This window comes from Methanobacterium petrolearium (genome assembly GCF_017873625.1).
Lineage (GTDB): Archaea > Methanobacteriota > Methanobacteria > Methanobacteriales > Methanobacteriaceae > Methanobacterium > Methanobacterium petrolearium.
In genome coordinates this window covers 39,158-57,689 of the sequence record NZ_JAGGKL010000013.1, presented here as the reverse complement: position 1 = coordinate 57,689, position 18,532 = coordinate 39,158, and the positions used below count along the sequence as shown (strand labels likewise).

16 protein-coding genes are annotated in these 18,532 nt (G+C 40.4%); 12 read left to right on the top strand and 4 right to left on the bottom strand.

All coding sequences use genetic code 11. The annotated features are described in order from the left end of the window. The first annotated feature begins 5 nt into the window (after positions 1 to 5). On the top strand, positions 6 to 932 hold the full coding sequence (locus J2743_RS10995) for a cell wall biosynthesis protein (RefSeq protein ID WP_245248287.1): 927 nt from the start codon (positions 6 to 8) through the stop codon (positions 930 to 932). Positions 933 to 1,374: 442 nt separating this feature from the next. After that, the gene (locus J2743_RS12185) at positions 1,375 to 5,097 is read left to right on the top strand and encodes an Ig-like domain repeat protein (protein ID WP_209627154.1); all 3,723 of its coding nucleotides are present in this window, start codon (positions 1,375 to 1,377) and stop codon (positions 5,095 to 5,097) included. A 168-nt stretch (positions 5,098 to 5,265) separates the two neighbouring features. Here J2743_RS12185 and J2743_RS10985 read toward each other — a convergent pair whose 3' ends face one another. After that, positions 5,266 to 6,405 (bottom strand): ABC transporter permease, encoded by a 1,140-nt coding sequence (locus tag J2743_RS10985; RefSeq protein WP_209627152.1) that lies wholly within the window; start codon positions 6,403 to 6,405, stop codon positions 5,266 to 5,268. Further along, positions 6,402 to 7,157: an ABC transporter ATP-binding protein gene (locus J2743_RS10980; RefSeq protein WP_209627150.1), complete on the bottom strand. Its 756-nt coding sequence runs from the start codon at positions 7,155 to 7,157 to the stop codon at positions 6,402 to 6,404. Before J2743_RS10980 ends, J2743_RS10985 begins: the two co-directional genes overlap by 4 nt. A 158-nt stretch (positions 7,158 to 7,315) precedes the next feature. Here J2743_RS10980 and J2743_RS10975 point away from each other — a divergent pair, with 158 nt between their 5' ends. Continuing rightward, on the top strand, positions 7,316 to 8,092 hold the full coding sequence (locus J2743_RS10975) for a TrmB family transcriptional regulator (protein WP_209627148.1): 777 nt from the start codon (positions 7,316 to 7,318) through the stop codon (positions 8,090 to 8,092). 131 nt (positions 8,093 to 8,223) lie between these two features. Further along, positions 8,224 to 9,270, top strand: coding sequence for a glycosyltransferase (locus tag J2743_RS10970; RefSeq protein ID WP_209627146.1), 1,047 nt, complete (start codon positions 8,224 to 8,226; stop codon positions 9,268 to 9,270). 92 nt (positions 9,271 to 9,362) lie between these two features. Here the strand turns inward: J2743_RS10970 and J2743_RS10965 are convergent, their stop codons facing one another. Further along, on the bottom strand, positions 9,363 to 10,679 hold the full coding sequence (locus J2743_RS10965) for an FAD-dependent oxidoreductase (protein WP_209627144.1): 1,317 nt from the start codon (positions 10,677 to 10,679) through the stop codon (positions 9,363 to 9,365). Between the two features lie 238 nt (positions 10,680 to 10,917). On the opposite strand from J2743_RS10965, the gene J2743_RS10960 reads away from it, so the two are divergent. Further along, positions 10,918 to 11,151: a HypC/HybG/HupF family hydrogenase formation chaperone gene (locus tag J2743_RS10960; protein ID WP_209627142.1), complete on the top strand. Its 234-nt coding sequence runs from the start codon at positions 10,918 to 10,920 to the stop codon at positions 11,149 to 11,151. 113 nt (positions 11,152 to 11,264) lie between these two features. Here the strand turns inward: J2743_RS10960 and trpY are convergent, their stop codons facing one another. Next, positions 11,265 to 11,768 (bottom strand): TrpY family transcription regulator, encoded by a 504-nt coding sequence (gene trpY, locus J2743_RS10955; RefSeq protein WP_209627140.1) that lies wholly within the window; start codon positions 11,766 to 11,768, stop codon positions 11,265 to 11,267. A gap of 192 nt (positions 11,769 to 11,960) precedes the next feature. Between trpY and trpE the strand changes: the two genes are divergently transcribed. The 7 genes from trpE to trpD all read left to right on the top strand — a co-directional run bounded on the left by trpE (position 11,961) and on the right by trpD (position 18,525). Beyond that, positions 11,961 to 13,352: an anthranilate synthase component I gene (trpE, locus tag J2743_RS10950; protein WP_209627138.1), complete on the top strand. Its 1,392-nt coding sequence runs from the start codon at positions 11,961 to 11,963 to the stop codon at positions 13,350 to 13,352. After that, positions 13,349 to 13,927, top strand: a complete 579-nt coding sequence (locus tag J2743_RS10945) for an anthranilate synthase component II (RefSeq protein ID WP_209627136.1) — start codon at positions 13,349 to 13,351, stop codon at positions 13,925 to 13,927. The genes trpE and J2743_RS10945 overlap by 4 nt, the downstream gene beginning before the upstream one ends. Next, the gene (locus J2743_RS10940) at positions 13,924 to 14,745 is read left to right on the top strand and encodes an indole-3-glycerol phosphate synthase TrpC (protein ID WP_209627135.1); all 822 of its coding nucleotides are present in this window, start codon (positions 13,924 to 13,926) and stop codon (positions 14,743 to 14,745) included. The genes J2743_RS10945 and J2743_RS10940 overlap by 4 nt, the downstream gene beginning before the upstream one ends. Next, positions 14,742 to 15,401 carry a phosphoribosylanthranilate isomerase gene (locus J2743_RS10935; RefSeq protein WP_209627133.1) on the top strand — a complete coding sequence of 220 codons (660 nt, stop codon included), beginning with the start codon at positions 14,742 to 14,744 and terminating at the stop codon, positions 15,399 to 15,401. The genes J2743_RS10940 and J2743_RS10935 overlap by 4 nt, the downstream gene beginning before the upstream one ends. A 66-nt stretch (positions 15,402 to 15,467) precedes the next feature. Then, positions 15,468 to 16,649 carry a tryptophan synthase subunit beta gene (gene trpB, locus J2743_RS10930; protein ID WP_209627131.1) on the top strand — a complete coding sequence of 394 codons (1,182 nt, stop codon included), beginning with the start codon at positions 15,468 to 15,470 and terminating at the stop codon, positions 16,647 to 16,649. Next, complete coding sequence (trpA, locus tag J2743_RS10925; RefSeq protein WP_209627129.1) at positions 16,646 to 17,473, top strand: tryptophan synthase subunit alpha; 828 nt, start codon at positions 16,646 to 16,648, stop codon at positions 17,471 to 17,473. The genes trpB and trpA overlap by 4 nt, the downstream gene beginning before the upstream one ends. A 5-nt stretch (positions 17,474 to 17,478) precedes the next feature. After that, complete coding sequence (gene trpD, locus J2743_RS10920) at positions 17,479 to 18,525, top strand: anthranilate phosphoribosyltransferase (RefSeq protein ID WP_209627127.1); 1,047 nt, start codon at positions 17,479 to 17,481, stop codon at positions 18,523 to 18,525. The last annotated feature ends 7 nt before the right edge of the window (positions 18,526 to 18,532 follow it).

Genomic DNA, 18,532 nt, shown 5'->3' with positions numbered 1-18,532 from the left:
TCAAAATGAACATCTGGGAAATGAACATAAATGGAATTGTAATGTTAACAATGGCATTTCTCATCTCCTGTATCTTGACTTTAATCTTTCGAAAACTATTTTCTCACCTAGGAGGTAACCTTTACACCCATATTCGAGGGGGGACACCCAGAGCAGTTGGAATGGCTCCATTTATAGTACTTTTGTTATTTTTCCCACCGCCTGGAAACTATCTAATAGGAATAATAGGGATATTCGCATTTATGGATGATTTGATTGGTAGGAAAAAAATTAAAAACCTCCCACTAGAAATTGGTCAGCTTTCCCGGGGTATTGGGATGCTTCTGGTTATGGTAGTGGGATATTTCTACTTTGGTCCTGTTTCAATCGTCATCGCCCTAATGATACAACCAATGAACATCGCTGACATGCAACCCGGAACTGCAGCGTCCACTGTGATTATAATGAGCTCTGTTATGGCATTATTACTCTACTTTACCACTGGAAATCTGTATTTCCCCGCACTGATCCTTTTAGCTGCCTGTATTGGATATGCTCCCCTTGATTATCAGGGAAAGATCATGATGGGCGAAGTGGGAAACCATTCATTTGGAGTAGGTTTAGGAATATTATATACATTCCTGGGAATGAATATTGCAAATTTCCATAACTGGGGAATTTGGAGCGTGTTTTTGATGGTGTTGTTCCTTTTAATTATCACCAGTTTATTAATAGCGTCTTTAAGACGTCTAAACCTTAAAAAATTCCTTGAAACCAGCTTAAATATTCCAAATCCTACCTTTGGAGATTTAGTAATGGATGTGTTGACTGGTGGGGGTTTGGGAGATCTTCTCCGTAAACTAACATTGGGCAAAAAAAGCATAACTATAAAAAATAGGTTTTTAATCATTTTGGGCTTGCGAAGACTAGTTTACAATCCATATGTCCTTTAATTTATTTTTATAATAACATTTCATATACCATAAATTATCTTAGGTTCCGTTTAAAAAATATTAGTTTCCAAATTTACCTGAAATATTTCAAGGATTTAACTTGTTCACATTCGAATTAACTGATTTTTTTTTAATTATCATTAAAATATTCCTTATAATAAAAGAATCATGAGTTACTGTTTTTTACTTCCATGGTATTTAGTGATAACAGTCCCCCATTTAATTGGGGAATTTGTTTTATATTGTGAACAACAAAAACAATACTGACATTCAAAGACAATTTCTCAAGGCATGATCAATTTATGATAATTATTTATTATGCCTTATTTGATTCAGTGATACACAATTAATCTAAGCAATAAAAAAGTGCCAAAGAGGTGAAAATCTGACCAAAAAAGAAATTAATATCATACAAAAAAAACCAAAAAAGGGGGTGAGGAACTTGCAAAAAAAGATAATACTGGTTTTGTTCGTGCTTGTGTTTTCGCTGACATTGGCAGGTGCTGTTTCAGCTGCTGATGATAGTACAAGTGTGGAACAATTAACCAATAATTCTACGAATAATACGCAATTACCTGACCCCACATTAATACCTTACAATGGAAGTCCATCTGTCCATTATGACACAATACAAGAAGCTTATGATGCAGCCGCTGTTGGTACAAGCACAGAAATGGACACAATAGAGTTGGAAGCAGGGGGAACTTTCGTTTTAAAGGATTTTGAAATCAAAAAGAACCTCATCTTCACAGTTGCAAACGGTGGCATCGCAACTATCCAAGGTGACAATGATAGGTTGATCCATATCTACCCTGGTTTCACTGTCTACTTCTACAACATCACCTTTGAAAATGGTCATGCATCCGATGGAACCACACTCCATCCTGATGGATCTGATGGTGGGGGCATATACAACGAAGGTACACTGTATCTTACAAACTGTGTCCTGAGAAACAACCAGGCTGGTGATGGTGATGTTGGAGCAGTTAGCTATGGAGGTGTTGGTGGTGATGGTGGAGCAATCTACAACACCGGAACTGTAACCATAACTGACTGTAAGATCCATGATAACCGTGCTGGAGATGGTAGTGAAGGAACTTTATTTCTCCATTCAAATGGTTTCCATGGAGGTAGTGGTGGTGCTATCTACAGTACTGGAACACTCATCATAACTGGTAGCGAACTGTACAACAACCGTGCCGGTAACGGTGCCGATGGTATACTGTTTGGTACCGGTGGAAACGGTGGAAACGGTGGAGCAATCTACAACACCGGAACCATCATAACCATAACCGATACCCTGATCCATAACAACTTGGCAGGTAATGCTGGTGCTGGTGGTGCTGTTGTTGGCACTGGTGGTAGTGGTGGAAACGGTGGAGCAATCTACAACACCGGAACTGGAACATTAACCATAACTAACTCCGAAATCAATTCCAATACCGCTGGAACTGGTGGTCATGGATATAATGCATTAATTTTTGGTGGTACTGGTGGTAGTGGTGGAAACGGTGGAGCAATCTACAACAACGCAACCACAGATATAACCAACACCACAATCCACGACAACTACGCTGGTGAAGGAGGAGTTGGTGGTGAAGGAACAAACGGTGCAAACGGTGGTGCTGGTGGAAACGGTGGAGCAATCTACAACACCGGAACCACAACCATATCAAACAACACTGAAATATACTTCAACACTGCAGGAACCGGAGGTGCCGGAGCAAAAGGAGCAAATGGTTACGGTGCCCTCATACCCGGTTATACTGGAGGTGATGGTGGCTCAGGTGGAAACGGTGGAGCAATATACAACACCGGAACCACAGATATAACCAACACCACAATCCACGACAACTACGCTGGTGAAGGAGGAGTTGGTGGAAACAGTGGAAACGGTGTTAAAGGAGAAATAACCGCCAGTAACGGTGGTAATGGTGGCTCCGGAGGTGCCGGTGGAAACGGTGGAACAATCTACAACTCCAACTATCTACTTCTCACTGAATCCACAGTAACATCCAACCGAAGTGGAAACGGTGGAAACGGTGGAAACGGTGGAAACGGTAGCGACAGGTTTAGTTACTGGTTCTTTGGCACGATATGGGTTAATTCAGGAAATGGTGGAAACGGTGGAAACGGTGGAAACTCAGGTTCTGGTGCCGGCATATACCACACTGGAACTCATCTGGAAGTAATCAGTAACAACCTCATCAGCAACCTCATTGGCATTCCTGGTAGCGGAGGAGCTGGAGGTTTAAAAGGACAAGGAGATGGTGGTACCAATGGAACTTCAGGTTTTAACGGAACTAATGGTACCGGTGGAGCAATTTACACAGATGTTGATGTGTCATCCACACCTGGTATAAACTTCAACCGCATCCTAGATAACACCTTACCCGACATTGCCAGTAATGGAGCCAATGCCAACGCAGAAAACAACTGGTGGGGATCAAACGATGAACCTAGTTCCAGAGTTTCTGCAGGTGTGGATTACAGTCCCTGGATTATGCTAAGGTTAATGGCTGATCCTACCAACATACACTATCTCAGCAATTCCACAATAACTGCTGATTTAACCTGGAACACCATAAACGGTGTGGACCCCTACCAACAGCCTACTGGAGGTTATGTGCCTGACGAAATTCCTGTCGAATTTGGCATGGTATCTGGACCTGAAGGTGTTGATCCCACGGACACTGAAACCACCGATGGAATTGGTACCACAACCTACACTGGAGAGGGAGTTGGAACTGCTGTAATCTTCACTCAGGTGGACAATGAATACTTAACCACCTCAGTTACTGTAGAAAAAGCAAACACCATCATAACTGTAGAAGCAGCATCAGGAGTTTATCTGGGTAGCACAACACTAACTGCAACCCTAACAAACCAATACAACACCCCACTGAACGGAAAAACCATAAACTTCTACATCGGCAGCACATTCATAAACAGCGCAACAACCAACACCAACGGCATAGCCACAATAACATACAACCCCATAACCCTAAACCCCACAGGAAGCCCCTACACCATAACCGCAGAATTCCTAGGCAACCAATACTACAACCTAACCAACGGAACCAACAACCTAACCATCAACAAAGCAAACACCACAATCACCGTAAACCCATCAACAGGAACATACTTAGGCAGCACAACACTAACTGCAACTTTAACAAATGAATACGGCACCCCACTCAACGGAGAAACCATAAACTTCTACATCGGCAGCACATTCATAAACAGCGCAACAACCAACACCAACGGCATAGTCACAATAACATACAACCCCATAACCCTAAACCCCACAGGAAGCCCCTACACCATAACCGCAGAATTCCTAGGCAACCAATACTACAACCTAACCAACGGAACCAACAACCTAACCATCAACAAAGCAAACACCACAATCACCGTAAGTGATGTCACTGGAAACAAGGGTAAAACAGTTGATCTAACTGCCACCCTCACAGACAGTTATGGTAACCTTTTAAGCGGCCTTGAAGTTAGTTTTACTGTCAATGGAGTTGTTGCAGGTACTTCATTCACAGATGTTAATGGCGTGGCAACTTTATCCTATTTAATTGAGCTTGTTGGGGGTACGTACACCATACAAGCCAATTTTGAAGGAGATGACTACTACAATGCATCTACTGGTAATGGAACCCTAAAAGTCCCTCAAGCAGACCTCTACATCAACAGTTGGGCCAGTAAAACCAATCCTTATGTGGGTGAAATTATAACTCTCACCTTCAAAGTTGGTAACCGAGGTCCGGACACCGCACAGAATGTGGTGTTTACACTACCAATACCTGATGGTATGGAATTTGTGGATGTGACTGTGGATCAGGGAACAGCTACCTATGACTCTGTGACCAGGACTGTAACCTGGATACTGGGTGATGTAGTTGTGGGCGACCCTACTGCACTGGTTAGAGTTAAAGCATTAAGTGCTGGAACATTCATCTTCAAACCCAGCCTTACCACCGACACTTACGACCCTAATCTGGAAAGTAACATCCAAACAGTGACTGTAAATGCGCGAACAGTTCCAGAAACCAATGGCCAAACTGTGGGAATGCAAACTACCGGAGCACCAATAGCACCACTATTATTTGCAGTGTTAATGGTGTTAGGTGGATTGATACTGCCAAAACGCAAATAAAATAAATCAAAATTTGGGATATGCCTTATCCCCTTTTTCTTATTTTTTTAGATTATATCTGTCAGTTTATTTTATCAAACATGTGTTTATTTTATCAAATATCTATCAAATACATGAAATAACTCAAAATAAAAAAAAAGAAATATTAATAATATTCTGATTTTATTTTCATTGTTTTCCTCTTCTCAAGGAATACACTGCTAAAACCATGAACAAAATGGCGAATATTACCAGAGCTAGGAGATCTGGCCATATTTTATCCAATCCCCATCCTTTAAGCATCACTGCCCTGCAAGCATTTACCGCATAAGTGGGCGGAACCAGATATGATAATGGCCTTAACCACTCTGGAATAGCCTGTATTGGCCAGAAAACTCCAGAAAGAAGGAATGCTGGCAATATTACAAATGGGAAAAATTGTATTGCCTGTTCTGGACGTTTGGCCAGGCTGGATAATAATATTCCCAGTGCCTGACAGGTTACTGCTAAAATTGCCACTGCTAAAAAAGCTAAAAGCACGTTTCCAATCACCATAATGTCAAATACCAGGATGGCAATGATAAGAAGGAGTGCAACCTGCGTGATTCCCAGTGTGCCGAATGTAATGGCATACCCGGTCACCACTTCCCCTTCGGTAACTGGAGTGGCCAGCACTCGTTCAAGGGTGCCGTTGGATCGTTCCCCTACGAAGGTTATAAGGGTTAATATGGTTGTTAATAGATAAACTACAAAGGCCAATATCCCCGGCACGAAGAAATCAATGAATTCTGCATCTTTACCATAAATAGGGTCTGAAGTTACTTTCAATGCTGGGTTTACCCCTTCTTCAGACATGGTGTCAGAAACTGCATCGTTTACCGTCTTCAAGATGGCGTTTTTGATGTTGGTTATACTATCATCACCTTGAATTACAATCTCTGCACTGTCGGGATAGGATGAATTTTCGGTCTTCAAAATGGCGTTTTCAGTGAAGTTTTCAGGGAATATGATCACTGCAGATGCCTGGCCATCTACAACCTTTTGACGTGCCTCATCAACGTTACTCATATTCTGGATTTTCAAAACTTTGGTATCCAGGTTGTCAATGATTTTTTCAGATAGATAAGTGGTGTTTCCCATGGGAGGGGTGAATCCATTGTCCTGATTTACAATGATAACATTCACATCCTCCACATCACCACTGAAGGCCAGCCCAAATATGCACATGGCAAAGATGGGAGCTATGAATAACATTGCCAGACTACGCTTATCATTGGCCACGTCGCGGAAAACTCGGCGACTGACAGCCATCACACGATAAAATTTCATGACCCCACCTCTTCATGGGTTTCATCCCTTTTAGAAAACTCCATAAATGCATCCTCCAGTGAATCTTTACCACTTTCTTCAAGCAGATTTATGGGTGCATCTTCTGCTATGAGATGGCCTCTCTGCATGAAACCTATGCGGTCACAGTGGCGTGCCTCATCCATGTAATGGGTGGTTATAAGGATGGTAACACCTTTCTCCCGTAGCTGGTTGAAGTAATTCCAGAAGGACACCCTGAGTTCAGGGTCAACACCTACAGTAGGTTCATCAAGAAATAGAAGTTCTGGCTGGTGAATTAGGGTGCAAGCCAGTGACACTCGGTGTTTCATTCCTCCTGAGAGGTTTTCCGCCATTTCATATTTCCAGTCAGAAAGGTCCACAAATTTTAGAAGTTCATCTTCCCTTTTTTCCACTTCATCCTTTTCAAGGTTGAATATCCTTCCATAAAATTTAAGATTCTGATCCACGGTAAGTCCCAGGTACACACCCGTTTCCTGGGGCATGTAACCTATTTTAGGTGCTATTTTACCATCAGGAATTTTTTCCCCCAGCACCCTTGCATCTCCTGAAGTGGGGTTGATGATGCTGGCCAGCATTTTGATCATGGTAGTTTTGCCTGCACCATTAGGACCCAAAAGTCCATATATCTCACCCCTCTTCACTTTAAGGTTCAAATCATTCACTGCAGTGAAATCTTTGAATTTTTTGGTGAGGTGGTTGGTTACGATGGCATATTCATTCTCTGAAGTCATATTTTCACCTTTCTTACTTCTAACTTTATGATATCCTGAGAAGAAACATTTATAGATTTTGTCACTAATATAGTATAAAATGAAACAAAGATTATCTTGGAATTAAAATATCGATAAAAAAAGGATGAAAATAAATAAACCCAAAGGAAATGATTTTAATGGCTTTAAACAGAGAATCAATGGAAGCTTTGAGATTAATGGGCCTCACCGATTATGAAACACAAACTTACGTGGCATTAACATCATTAATTTCTGCAAATGCTACTGAAATCAGTTTAGCCGCCAATGTCCCTCGATCAAAAGTATATCAAGTGTTGAAAAACCTGGTGGAAAAGGATTTCGTTGAAATGAACAGGGGAAAACCTTTAAAATTCACGGTAATCCCTCCACATGAAGTATTTAAAAGATCCAGAAACCATATCCGGGAAACCATGGATCAGGCAGAGGCTGAACTTAACATGGTTTATGAAAGTCAAATCCCCCAGGTTCCAGCACCAATCTGGCTGCTGCATGGCCAGGAAAAAATTCTGAGTAAGGAAATGGAGATCATATCCCGTGCTAAAGAATCTCTGTTTATAATGGGGGGTTTAATGTTTCCAGAAGAGCCTGATGAACTTAAGAGTAACCTTGAAAAACCATTACAGAAAGGAGTTAACATAAGAATGCTCACTGCTCCTGTATGTTGGGTTGATGATGTTGAAGTACCCACTCAGGAGATTCTAAAAAGTTTACCTCTCCAAATCAAGTTTTTCCCGGTTCCATTCATTAAACTCATTGTAAGAGATAAAAAAGAGATGTTAATAGCATTTTGTAAACTTTCAGGGAACACTGCCATATCTGAAACTGCCATAGGCATATGGAATCAATATCAGGAATTTGTGGACACAATATCCGGTATCTACGAGTTCATCTGGAATACGGATTTTTTTCAATGAAAATTTTCATTAAATAAGAGTCTTCATTATAATTTCTTAGATAAGAATTTCTGGAAAGATTTATTATGAAATGTTGCCAATATGAAATAATTACCAAACATAACAATGATTTTATGCTTAAAGGAGTTTAAATGAAGGCTTTATTCATAGTTACTGGAAGAGGAATTGGGGGAGATGCAGTCACCGCCCTCAATATTGCTCATGCCCTATCAAAATATGGTGTTGAATGTGAATTTGCATTAGATCACAGTGCACCTGGACTTTTACTCAAAAAACATGATTTAAACTGGTATAAAATTAGCATTCCTCAGGCAGGAGGTCATGCTGCAACTAAAAAAACTCTGGCAAAAGCTGCAGTTAGAACTTCTAAAGCAGCAGTTGAAGCTGCTCGCCTCATAAGGAAAGTAAACCCTGATGTGGTGGTGGGTGTGATTGGAGGTGGGGCTGTAGTTGGATGTTTAGGGGCTAAAATGGCCAACACACCCTCAGTGGGTATCTTAATAACCCCTGCCGATGCCAAAGTATGCACCAAAATCACTACCACTGTGGCTTTACCTGAGTCAAACCTTTTCCAGCTTGATCTGAAGGATGAAAGGATCCATAAAGCTTTTTCCCCTGTTGATCCCGAGATCGTTGTGGGAGATGAGAATAAAGCCCTTGTTAAGTTGCCAGAAGAGTTTAATTCTAGTCGTCCCACCATCTTGTTCTCATCTGGTTCTACTTTATTTGAAAAAATGGCATTGGGAGCATCAAAACTGGGGAAAAGTGGTGTAAACGCCAATATACTGGTTGTTGGAGATCCTTTAGAAGAGAAATATCGGGAATATCTTAAGGAAAAAAACATTATTTATCTGGGCTACATTGACTGGATAAGAGATCTTTACAAGATCGTTGACCTGGCTGTACTTACTGATGATGGTATGATGATCCAGGAAGCTATTGCATGCCAATTACCCATTATAGCCCTTTTAGGAGTTAAATATGGCAGGTATCATAATCTTGCCTCGATTTTCAAAGGAGCTGTGCTGGAAAGTGAACTTGAAGATATCGAAAAAGTCACTGAACAAGCATTAACTGATCTGGGCAAACTAAAAGAAAACGCACTTAAATACAGCGAAGATGTCCTGCAAGCCTCTGATAAAATAGCCAGTATCATATATGGCAGGATTGAGGGATGAATAAACAACAATCATTTGCGTATTCTGAGCATTACACTTAAACACTCTGGTTTATGCAGGATAAATCTGTTTTTTATTATTTAACATGTTACTTAGCCATATTTTGCCAAAAAATGCAGTAATTTATAAATAGCATCTGTTGAAGGGTGTGTTTCTATAAAATCATCAAAGTCAGATGTTTTATAACCATCTTTAATCATCTTAGCCAGGTATGGTATGCTGGTACTGGATGAAGGTGATATTGAAGATGCACTGAGTATATCACCGGTTTTTAGGTTTGCTGACATTTTGGTAAAACCAGTATTCCCCTCCAGAACATTCCAGAATGAACCGGGACCACCTGAACCCCTTATACGAACATTGAATGCTTCTGATTCATCTTTAAAATTTTTAAATTCACTTTCAGTGTTTAGAAAACTAACTGGATAGTAAAGTGTTAAGGATTGAGGTATGATGGAATAATCCATGGTAGCTGATATTTCACATGCATTTCTCGCTGCAACAACACCCTCCCTACGTGCCACTGGAGTATTGCCAACCGTCCCCACAACATCACCTGCAGCATAAATAGATGAATTACTGGTTTTCATTTGTTTATTAACCCTTATTTGACCTTTGGATCCGATTTCAACCAGATTTTCAGCTATTTCTGAGTTGGGTGTCATGCCTGTGGCCAAAAATACCGGCCCTTCTACTTCCCCACCAGAAGTGATTGCACCCTCACTGGTTATTTCATTAACCTGCACGTTTTCTGTGATTTCTACATCACGAAGCAGATGTTCTAATACATATTTTTTGATTTCACCATCTAAATTTCTTAAAAAACTGCCACGGCACAATACTTTAACCTGGCTTCCCAGTGATGAGAATATTCCTGCAAATTCTGCAGCAATTACACCACTACCCACGATATTTAGTTTTTCAGGTACTTCTTTAAAATTTAAAACATCCCGGTAGGTTAAAGCATTCTCCACTCCCAGGACAGGCGGGATGAATGGTCTAGAACCTGTGGATATTAAGAGTTTATCATATGGATATTCTTCCCCATCAACTTCCACTGTCTCTTCGTTGATCTTTGATGCTTCTCCCAGGACTATTTCTACCCCTGATTGTCTGGTTTCATGTTTTAAAACCCGTTCTATTTTACCTATTACCTTTTTTATCCCCTGGACCACTTTGGAATAATCAACTTGGGGTTGATTAGAGATGATACTCATTTGGTGGAATTTTTTAGAGTTTTCATGAAAACGGACTACCTCATTCAATCCACACACTACCATGCAACCTTCATGAAGGCAAGTTCCTCCAATATGTTTTCTTTCAATTAATGTGACTTCTGCATCAAGTTGTGCTGCTTCCGTAGCTGCAGTGCGGCCTGCTGGTCCTCCCCCAATTATCACCATTTTCATTTCATCATCCCACTTACATACTCATCACTTTACACATAATATGAAATCAATTTCATAACTAAAAAATCCATTCCTCCCCAAGATATTTATATTGTGATGAGTATCTATTAAAATAACTAAACTTTGGGTGAATTCTTAGTAAAACACTTCTAATTTAATACAATTCAAGGTAAAGTTAATCCAACTAATCCGAAAACGAATATTAACTCTTTAAAATAACTTTTAGAAGGTGATCGTAATGTGTATCGCAGCACCAGCTCAAATTGTAGAAATTAATAATAATGTAGCCACTGTGGACTTTGGTGGAGTCAGGCAACAAGCTAAACTGGATCTAGTAGAGGATGTGGATGTGGGTCGTTACGTCCTGGTACATTCAGGATATGCAATAGAGGTTTTATCTGACCAGGAAGCTCAAGAATCCCTGGAAGCATGGGATGAACTTCTGAAGATTATGGATGAAGAAGAAGCATGAAAAGTTAAAACCGTGAAAAATGCATAATTAAAGAATATTATTTTATATTTTTCATTTTTTCTTCTTCATAAGTTTTCAAAGTTTTTCTTGTTTTTTAACCCATTTTAGATTGATTAATAAATAGAAACTCTCTTAACCCCCTGAATAGCCAGAAATTTCTGGATCATATCCCCTTTAACTGGTTTTTCAGTTATTATGGTTAGTTTTGGGTTTTCCTCCAGTTCGGGATCCCCTGCATGGGCCTGTCTGATACTTATACCTTCTTGTGATATTAACTGGGTGGCTTTAGCCAGTATGCCTGGAGCACCAGCATGGGCTTCTACTTCCACCACTCCAAAACCAAGATCGTTGGCTACGTTTTTAAGTAAGGCTCCGGCTGGGAATATGTTGCTGAAAATGGCGGCTAGTTCCGGGTCATCCATTATCACTTCTACTGTAGCCCGGATGGATCTGCGATCCACGTCTGCTCCTCGTGCTAGGGCTACGTCAGTTATTTCCACGTCTCCACAGTAAATTTTGCCATTTTCACCAACCCTTAGCCCTAGTTCAACTATTTTACGTGCTACTCCCATTCTTGCTGGAAATTTTTCGAATTTATGTTTTACACGGTCCCACATGCGGTTTTCTCCATGATAATTAAGTTTTATCCATGATACCTAAATTTTTCCACAGTAATCATTTCACTTTCACTGCTCTGCACCATTCTATATGTTCCATTTAGCAGTGCCCATATAATTAATTTTATGTACATTTTTATACTCTAAAGGTTTAAATAGTACAATGAAGTATATGAGTGTCAGTGACTAATTATGGTGAAAAAATGCAGGGCTGTGAATGCTTTTGGCGAATATGAACTGAAAAATAAAGAAGTTCAAAAGACTCAAATAGATTTTGACTCTCCTTTCGAACTTTTCAAAAAAATATACTCTAAATATCCCAGTAGTTTCCTTCTAGAGTCCATGGAAAGTGATGGTGGTCTGGCCAGATACTCAGTTATAGGTTTCAAACCAACCGCCATTATCAAGGCCCAGAATGGAATTCTCAAAATCGAGAATGAAGATGAAACCCTAGAATTTGAAACTCCAAATCCCTTTGATGAAATTAAAGGTATCATTGGAAATGGAAGTAAGAAAAAAGGATTCCGCGGGGGATTGGTGGGATATGTATCCTATGAATCAGTGCGATACTTTGAACCAGTCCAAGTGGAAATAGGAACCATGCCAGATTATGAATTTGGACTTTTCATGGATGCTGTGATCTTTGACCGGCTTCAGAATAAATGTGAATATATAACCCTTGGAGAAAATCGGCTGGATGAAATCAAAGAAACTTCCCGTGAAGAATTTAACAACAAAAAATTATCCTTTAAAGAAAAAAACCATCATTTTTCCCGTGAAAAATTTGAAAATATGGTTTTAGAAACTAAAGATAAAATTAAAGCCGGGGAAATCTTCCAGGGTGTCATCTCCAATGCCCGTGAATATGAAATTTCCGGGGATAAACTGTCTTTTTATGAAACTCTCCGAAACATCAACCCATCACCCTATATGTACCATTTGAAGCTGGGTCAAAGGGAGATAATCGGTTCCAGTCCGGAAATGCTGGTACGGGTGGAAGGAAAGGATGTTGAAACCTATCCAATAGCCGGAACCCGAAAACGTGGAAAAACACCACAGGAAGATCTAAATCTGGAACGAGAACTTTTAGCTGATGAAAAGGAAAGAGCCGAACATCTGATGCTGGTAGATCTGGCCCGTAATGATATTGGGAAGGTAAGTGAATTTGGCACAGTACATGTTCCAGAATATATGACTGTGAAGAAATTCTCCCATGTTCAGCATATTGTATCTAGGGTGCAGGGCAAACTCCAGAATGGTAAAAATGCCGTGGATGCCTTTGCCTCCATATTCCCTGCAGGTACCCTAAGTGGTGCCCCTAAAATCCGGGCTATGGAAATAATTAATCAACTGGAACAGATCCCCCGCGGACCCTACGCCGGTGCAGTGGGATACTTCGGTTTAAATGGGAATGCAGATTTTGCCATAACCATAAGAACCCTGGTATGTGACGGTGCCCATGGAAAAATACAGGCAGGGGCAGGAATAGTCCATGACTCAGTTCCCACCAGTGAATATTATGAATGTGAAAACAAAGCTCAGGCACTTTTAAGCGCACTTAACATGTCAGGTGAAGCAAAATGATACTAATAATCGATAACTACGATTCTTTCACCTATAATCTTTATCAACTAGTGGGAGAATTTGAAAAAGACATCCAAGTTTACAGAAATGACGAAATAACTGTGGAAGAGATAAAAAAACTCCAACCATCCCAAATTATCATATCTCCTGGACCAGGAAACCCTGAAAACGAAAGGGATTTCGGAGTTTCCAAAGACACTATCCTGGAGGTAGGTAAAAAAATCCCAGTGTTAGGTGTGTGTTTGGGACATCAGGGAATTTTCACCGCATTTGGTGGCCAAATAATCCGCACAGAACCCGTGCACGGAAAACAAACTCAAATAATCCATCAAAATAATGGAATGTTCCAGGGAGTGAGCAGTCCTCTTCCAGCTGCCAGATACCATTCCCTGGTATGTAAACGGGATACCACACCAGAATCTGTTGATATCCTGGCTGAAACTGATGAAGGCATGATCATGGCCATAAAACACCATGAATATCCCATATTTGGCCTCCAATTCCACCCAGAATCCATTGGAACCCATGATGGTAAAATCATTATGAAAAATTTCCTGGAGATGGAAGTCTCATGAAATTCGCTGATATTATACAGGAAAGAAAAAGGTTCCTTAAGGTTAGAATGAAATATCAACCACTTAACGAGTTAAAAGAGAATATCAGACGGGTTAAACTCAGGACTGATTTTGCAAAATCCTTAACTAAAGAGGATGATGTTTCCATTATCTGCGAATATAAACCAGCATCCCCCTCTCTGGGAAATATCAGTCCTCTTACGATAGATGAGGTTCTTCCCCAATTCGAAGAAGGAGGAGCCAGTGCAGTTTCAGTTTTAACTGAAGAATCATACTTTAAAAGTAATATTGATAATTTAAAAATGGCCTGCAGAATAACCAAACTTCCCTTACTACGCAAGGATTTCATACTGGATCCCTACCAAATTTATGAAGCTCGAGCCTACGGTGCTAGTGCAGTTCTCCTGATGGCCAGTTTATATCCCAACCTCCTGGAAGGGATCGAATTATGCCACTACCTTGATATGGACGCTCTGGTGGAGTGCAAAAATAATGAAGAAATAGAACTAGCAACCAAAGCTGGTGCAAAAATAATAGGAATAAATAACAGGGATTTCAACGATTTTTCCATTGATCTGGGAAGGACTGAAAAATTAGCACAGTCAGTACCCTCTGACACCATCATGGTATCAGAAAGTGGAGTGAAAAATGCCAAAGATGTCGAATTACTTTCCAGTTTCGGTGCAGACGCCCTTTTGGTGGGTACCAGCATCATGACAAACAATAATATCAATGGAAAGGTCAGAGAATTGGTTTATTCCGCCAAAAATGCCAGGGCCAATAGAATAGCCAATAGTGCAGCAGTGACTGTGATATGAAGATAAAAATCTGCGGAATACGAAACAAAATGGACCTGGAAACCTGTGAAAAGGCAGGTGCAGATCTCATAGGATTCATCAACATTGAAAGATCCAAAAGAAGGGTGGAAACAGACCAGATCAAAGAATTAACCTCTACCATGATGGATAAAAACAAGGCAGTGCTTGTAATTGAACCTGCAAATATGGTAGATGCCAACGAAAGGATAAAAAAATCAGGTTTGAATAATATACAGCTTCATTCCCTTTCCCCAGATGAAATCGGAGAAATTAAGAATAATAACTCTCGTTTAACCGTTACACGAGCGATTGGAATATCTGAAATGATTGATCCTGCTAAAAAACAAGAGATTGAAGATTTTGCAGATGTCTGTGATTACCTGCTTTTTGATTATGAAATTCATGGAAAAACCGGAGGAACTGGGAAACAGATCCCCACAGATACTGCGATAGAAGCAGCTCTAATCGCCAAATCTCATAATGAAAATATTGAACTTTTCCTTGCTGGAGGAATGAACATTGAAAGAATTAAAAATGAAGGGAACCCCCTGGCGAAGATATTCACATTCTTTGATGTTAACTCGGGTGTAGAAGATGAACCTGGAGTTAAAAATTCTGATAAAATTCAAAAATTAATGAAAATTAAAACATTATAAAATGAATTACTCCAAAATATTTGATAACAATATGATTTAATGAAAAATAGGAATAATGGTGATTTTATGATAACTGATGGGAAATTCGGCAAATATGGAGGAATGTTCGTGCCAGAACTCCTAATACCCGCCCTTGAAGAGCTTGAGGAGGCATTCTTAAAATATAAGGATGATAAAAAGTTCAATGAAGAACTTGATTATTATTTAAGGGAATTCGCTGGACGTCCAACAGCTTTATATTATGCCAAGAATCTTTCAGAAAAAGTAGGATGTAAAATATACCTTAAAAGAGAAGACATGCTCCACACCGGAGCCCATAAAATAAATAACACACTCGGACAGGGACTTTTAGCTAAATATATGGGTAAAAAGAGAATTATAGCTGAGACTGGTGCTGGGCAGCATGGTATAGCCACAGCAGTTGTTGGTTCTCTTCTGGGGATCCCTGTGGAAGTTTACATGGGATCAGAAGATGTGGAACGACAGAAGTTAAATGTTTTCCGGATGGAACTTTCCGGAGCTAAGGTTTTGCCCGTTGAAAATGGTTCACAAACCCTTAAAGATGCTATAAATGATGCATTTCGTGATTGGGTGGCCAGTGTGGACACCACCCATTACCTCATAGGTTCCACCATGGGACCCCACCCTTACCCCACCATGGTGAAACACTTCCAGAGTGTTATTGGCAGGGAGACCAGAGAAGAAATTCTTCAAAAGGAAGGTAAACTTCCAGATACAGTTATTGCCTGTGTTGGGGGTGGAAGTAACTCTATGGGAATATTTTCAGGATTCATGGATGATGAAGAAGTGGAACTTATCGGTGTTGAAGGTGGTGGAGATGGAGTGGATACTGATCGAACCGGAGCAACCCTGTGTAAGGGTACAGAGGGAGTATTACATGGTTCATTCTCTTTTGTCCTTCAAAATTATGATGGGCAGATCGCTGAGGCTCATTCAGTCTCTGCTGGTCTTGATTATCCTGGAGTAGGTCCGGAACATGCCTACCTAAAAGTCACTGGCCGGGCAAAATACGATGCTGTAACTAATAAAGAGGCACTCGAAGCATTTGAGATGCTCTCCAAATATGAAGGCATAATTCCTGCCCTGGAAAGTTCTCACGCGGTTGCTTATGCAGTTAAATATGCCAATATACCCAAAAATAAGGGTAAAACCATTGTAATTAATCTTTCCGGTCGTGGAGATAAAGATATGTTTCTGGCTGCCCGTGAAATGGGGGTGGAAATATGAGTTCCGGTGAGATGGAAGTGGAAAGTTATGATGAGATGCTTCAGCGGGTTAAGGATAAAAAAGAAGGAGCATTCATTCCTTTCATTGTTGCCGGGGATCCTGATTTTGAAACCTCCCTGGAAATTGTAAAAACCTACGTAGAAAATGGAGCAGACGCCTTGGAGATTGGTTTTGCTTTCAGTGACCCGGTGGCTGATGGACCAACAGTTCAGGCTGCAGATATTAGGGCTTTAAATGCCGGAATGACTACAGAAAAGGGATTTGAATTTATTAAAATGATAAGGGAGTTCACTTCCATCCCCATAGGACTTCTGGTTTACTATAACTTAATTTATAAAATGGGAATAGGCAAATTCTACCAAAATGCCAAGGAAAGTGGGGTTAATGCTATTCTTGCTGCTGATTTACCACCAGAAGAGGCTCAAGATGCAGTTGATGCTTCAGAAAAATATGGAGTTCAGCAGATATTCATGGTTGCCCAGACCACCAGTAATGAACGTCTGGCGAAAATATCACAGATTTGTAGCGGGTTTTTGTATGTGGTGGCAGTTATGGGTGTCACCGGAGCACGTGATGATCTTAAATTCAGCACTGTTGAACTGGTGGAACGGGTCAAAACCCACAGCGACCTCCCAATTGTGGTTGGTTTCGGGATTTCTAAACCTGAACACGTACAAAACGTTATAAATAGCGGTTCAGATGGGGCCATTGTGGCCAGTGCCATATTGAACTTGATAACTGAGAATCTCCCTGATAAAAAGATGATGTTAGATAAGATCAGCACGTTCTGTCATGATCTTAAGGCAGCCACCCGGAAACAGTGATGCAAATGATTGAAGAGTGTTTAAAAAAGGTTGTATCCCGACAGGATCTTGAGGAAAAAGAGGCTTATGATTGTATGATGGAAATGGTAAGTGGTAGTGCCAGTGATGTGCACATGGCTGCTTTATTATCCGCTCTTGCCACTAAAGGTGAATCCATATCCGAAATAACGGGTTTTGTAAGGGCTATGCGCCAGGTTTCCATTAAAGTATCAGTCCAGCTAGATGAACCCCTGGTGGATACCTGTGGTACTGGAGGGGACAGTTTTAAAACCTTTAATGTGAGTACTATTGCCGCCATTATTGCTGCAGCTAATGGTGTGGCCATTGCCAAACATGGAAACAGAGCTGTGAGTAGTAAATGTGGTGGTGCTGATATTTTAGAGGCTGTGGGAGTTAATATAAATGGTAAACCAGAGGATGTGGAAGCATGCCTTGAAAAAACAGGAATGGGATTTATGTTTGCCCCTAACTTCCATCCTGCCACCAAACATGTAATGCCTGTAAGGAGAAAACTGGGAATCCGCACAGTTTTTAATGTTTTGGGACCATTGACTTCCCCTGCAAATGCAGATATCCATCTTATGGGAGTTTTTGACCCTGAATATGTGGAATCAATAGCCAATGTCCTTAAAAACTTAGGGGTTAAAAGGGCCATGGTATTGCATGGTTTTGATGATGAAGATAATGTAGCAATGGATGAAATCTCCATAATCGGCAAAACCAAAGTAGCAATTTTAGATGGTGGTGAAATAAAGGTTTTTCAGTTGCAACCAAATGATTTAGGACTAGAATTGGCGGATAAAAAGTTCATTATGGCTCCGGATACTCTGGAAGAAAACATGAAAATTGCTATGGATGTACTGGATGGGAAAAGAGAAACTGCCCAACAGAAAGCCAGGATGGATATCTGCCTGGCCAATGCCGGGGCTATTTTGTTCCTGGCAGATAAAACATCTGATCTTAAAACTGGAGTAGATTTAGCCAGAAAAACCGTCCAAAATGGAGATGCCAAACAGAAGTTAGATGAATTCATTGCAGCGAGTAATTGTTAACACTTAA

Excerpts from the sequence above, each read along its gene's own strand:
- J2743_RS10995 (WP_245248287.1), top strand. The coding sequence starts at position 6 with ATGAACATCTGGGAAATGAACATAAATGGAATTGTAATGTTAACAATG.
- J2743_RS10985 (WP_209627152.1), bottom strand. The coding sequence starts at position 6,405 with ATGAAATTTTATCGTGTGATGGCTGTCAGTCGCCGAGTTTTCCGCGAC.
- J2743_RS10980 (WP_209627150.1), bottom strand. The coding sequence starts at position 7,157 with ATGACTTCAGAGAATGAATATGCCATCGTAACCAACCACCTCACCAAA.
- J2743_RS10975 (WP_209627148.1), top strand. The coding sequence starts at position 7,316 with ATGGCTTTAAACAGAGAATCAATGGAAGCTTTGAGATTAATGGGCCTC.
- J2743_RS10970 (WP_209627146.1), top strand. The coding sequence starts at position 8,224 with ATGAAGGCTTTATTCATAGTTACTGGAAGAGGAATTGGGGGAGATGCA.
- J2743_RS10965 (WP_209627144.1), bottom strand. The coding sequence starts at position 10,679 with ATGAAAATGGTGATAATTGGGGGAGGACCAGCAGGCCGCACTGCAGCT.
- J2743_RS10960 (WP_209627142.1), top strand. The coding sequence starts at position 10,918 with ATGTGTATCGCAGCACCAGCTCAAATTGTAGAAATTAATAATAATGTA.
- trpY (WP_209627140.1), bottom strand. The coding sequence starts at position 11,768 with ATGTGGGACCGTGTAAAACATAAATTCGAAAAATTTCCAGCAAGAATG.
- trpE (WP_209627138.1), top strand. The coding sequence starts at position 11,961 with ATGGTGAAAAAATGCAGGGCTGTGAATGCTTTTGGCGAATATGAACTG.
- J2743_RS10945 (WP_209627136.1), top strand. The coding sequence starts at position 13,349 with ATGATACTAATAATCGATAACTACGATTCTTTCACCTATAATCTTTAT.
- J2743_RS10940 (WP_209627135.1), top strand. The coding sequence starts at position 13,924 with ATGAAATTCGCTGATATTATACAGGAAAGAAAAAGGTTCCTTAAGGTT.
- J2743_RS10935 (WP_209627133.1), top strand. The coding sequence starts at position 14,742 with ATGAAGATAAAAATCTGCGGAATACGAAACAAAATGGACCTGGAAACC.
- trpB (WP_209627131.1), top strand. The coding sequence starts at position 15,468 with ATGATAACTGATGGGAAATTCGGCAAATATGGAGGAATGTTCGTGCCA.
- trpA (WP_209627129.1), top strand. The coding sequence starts at position 16,646 with ATGAGTTCCGGTGAGATGGAAGTGGAAAGTTATGATGAGATGCTTCAG.
- trpD (WP_209627127.1), top strand. The coding sequence starts at position 17,479 with ATGATTGAAGAGTGTTTAAAAAAGGTTGTATCCCGACAGGATCTTGAG.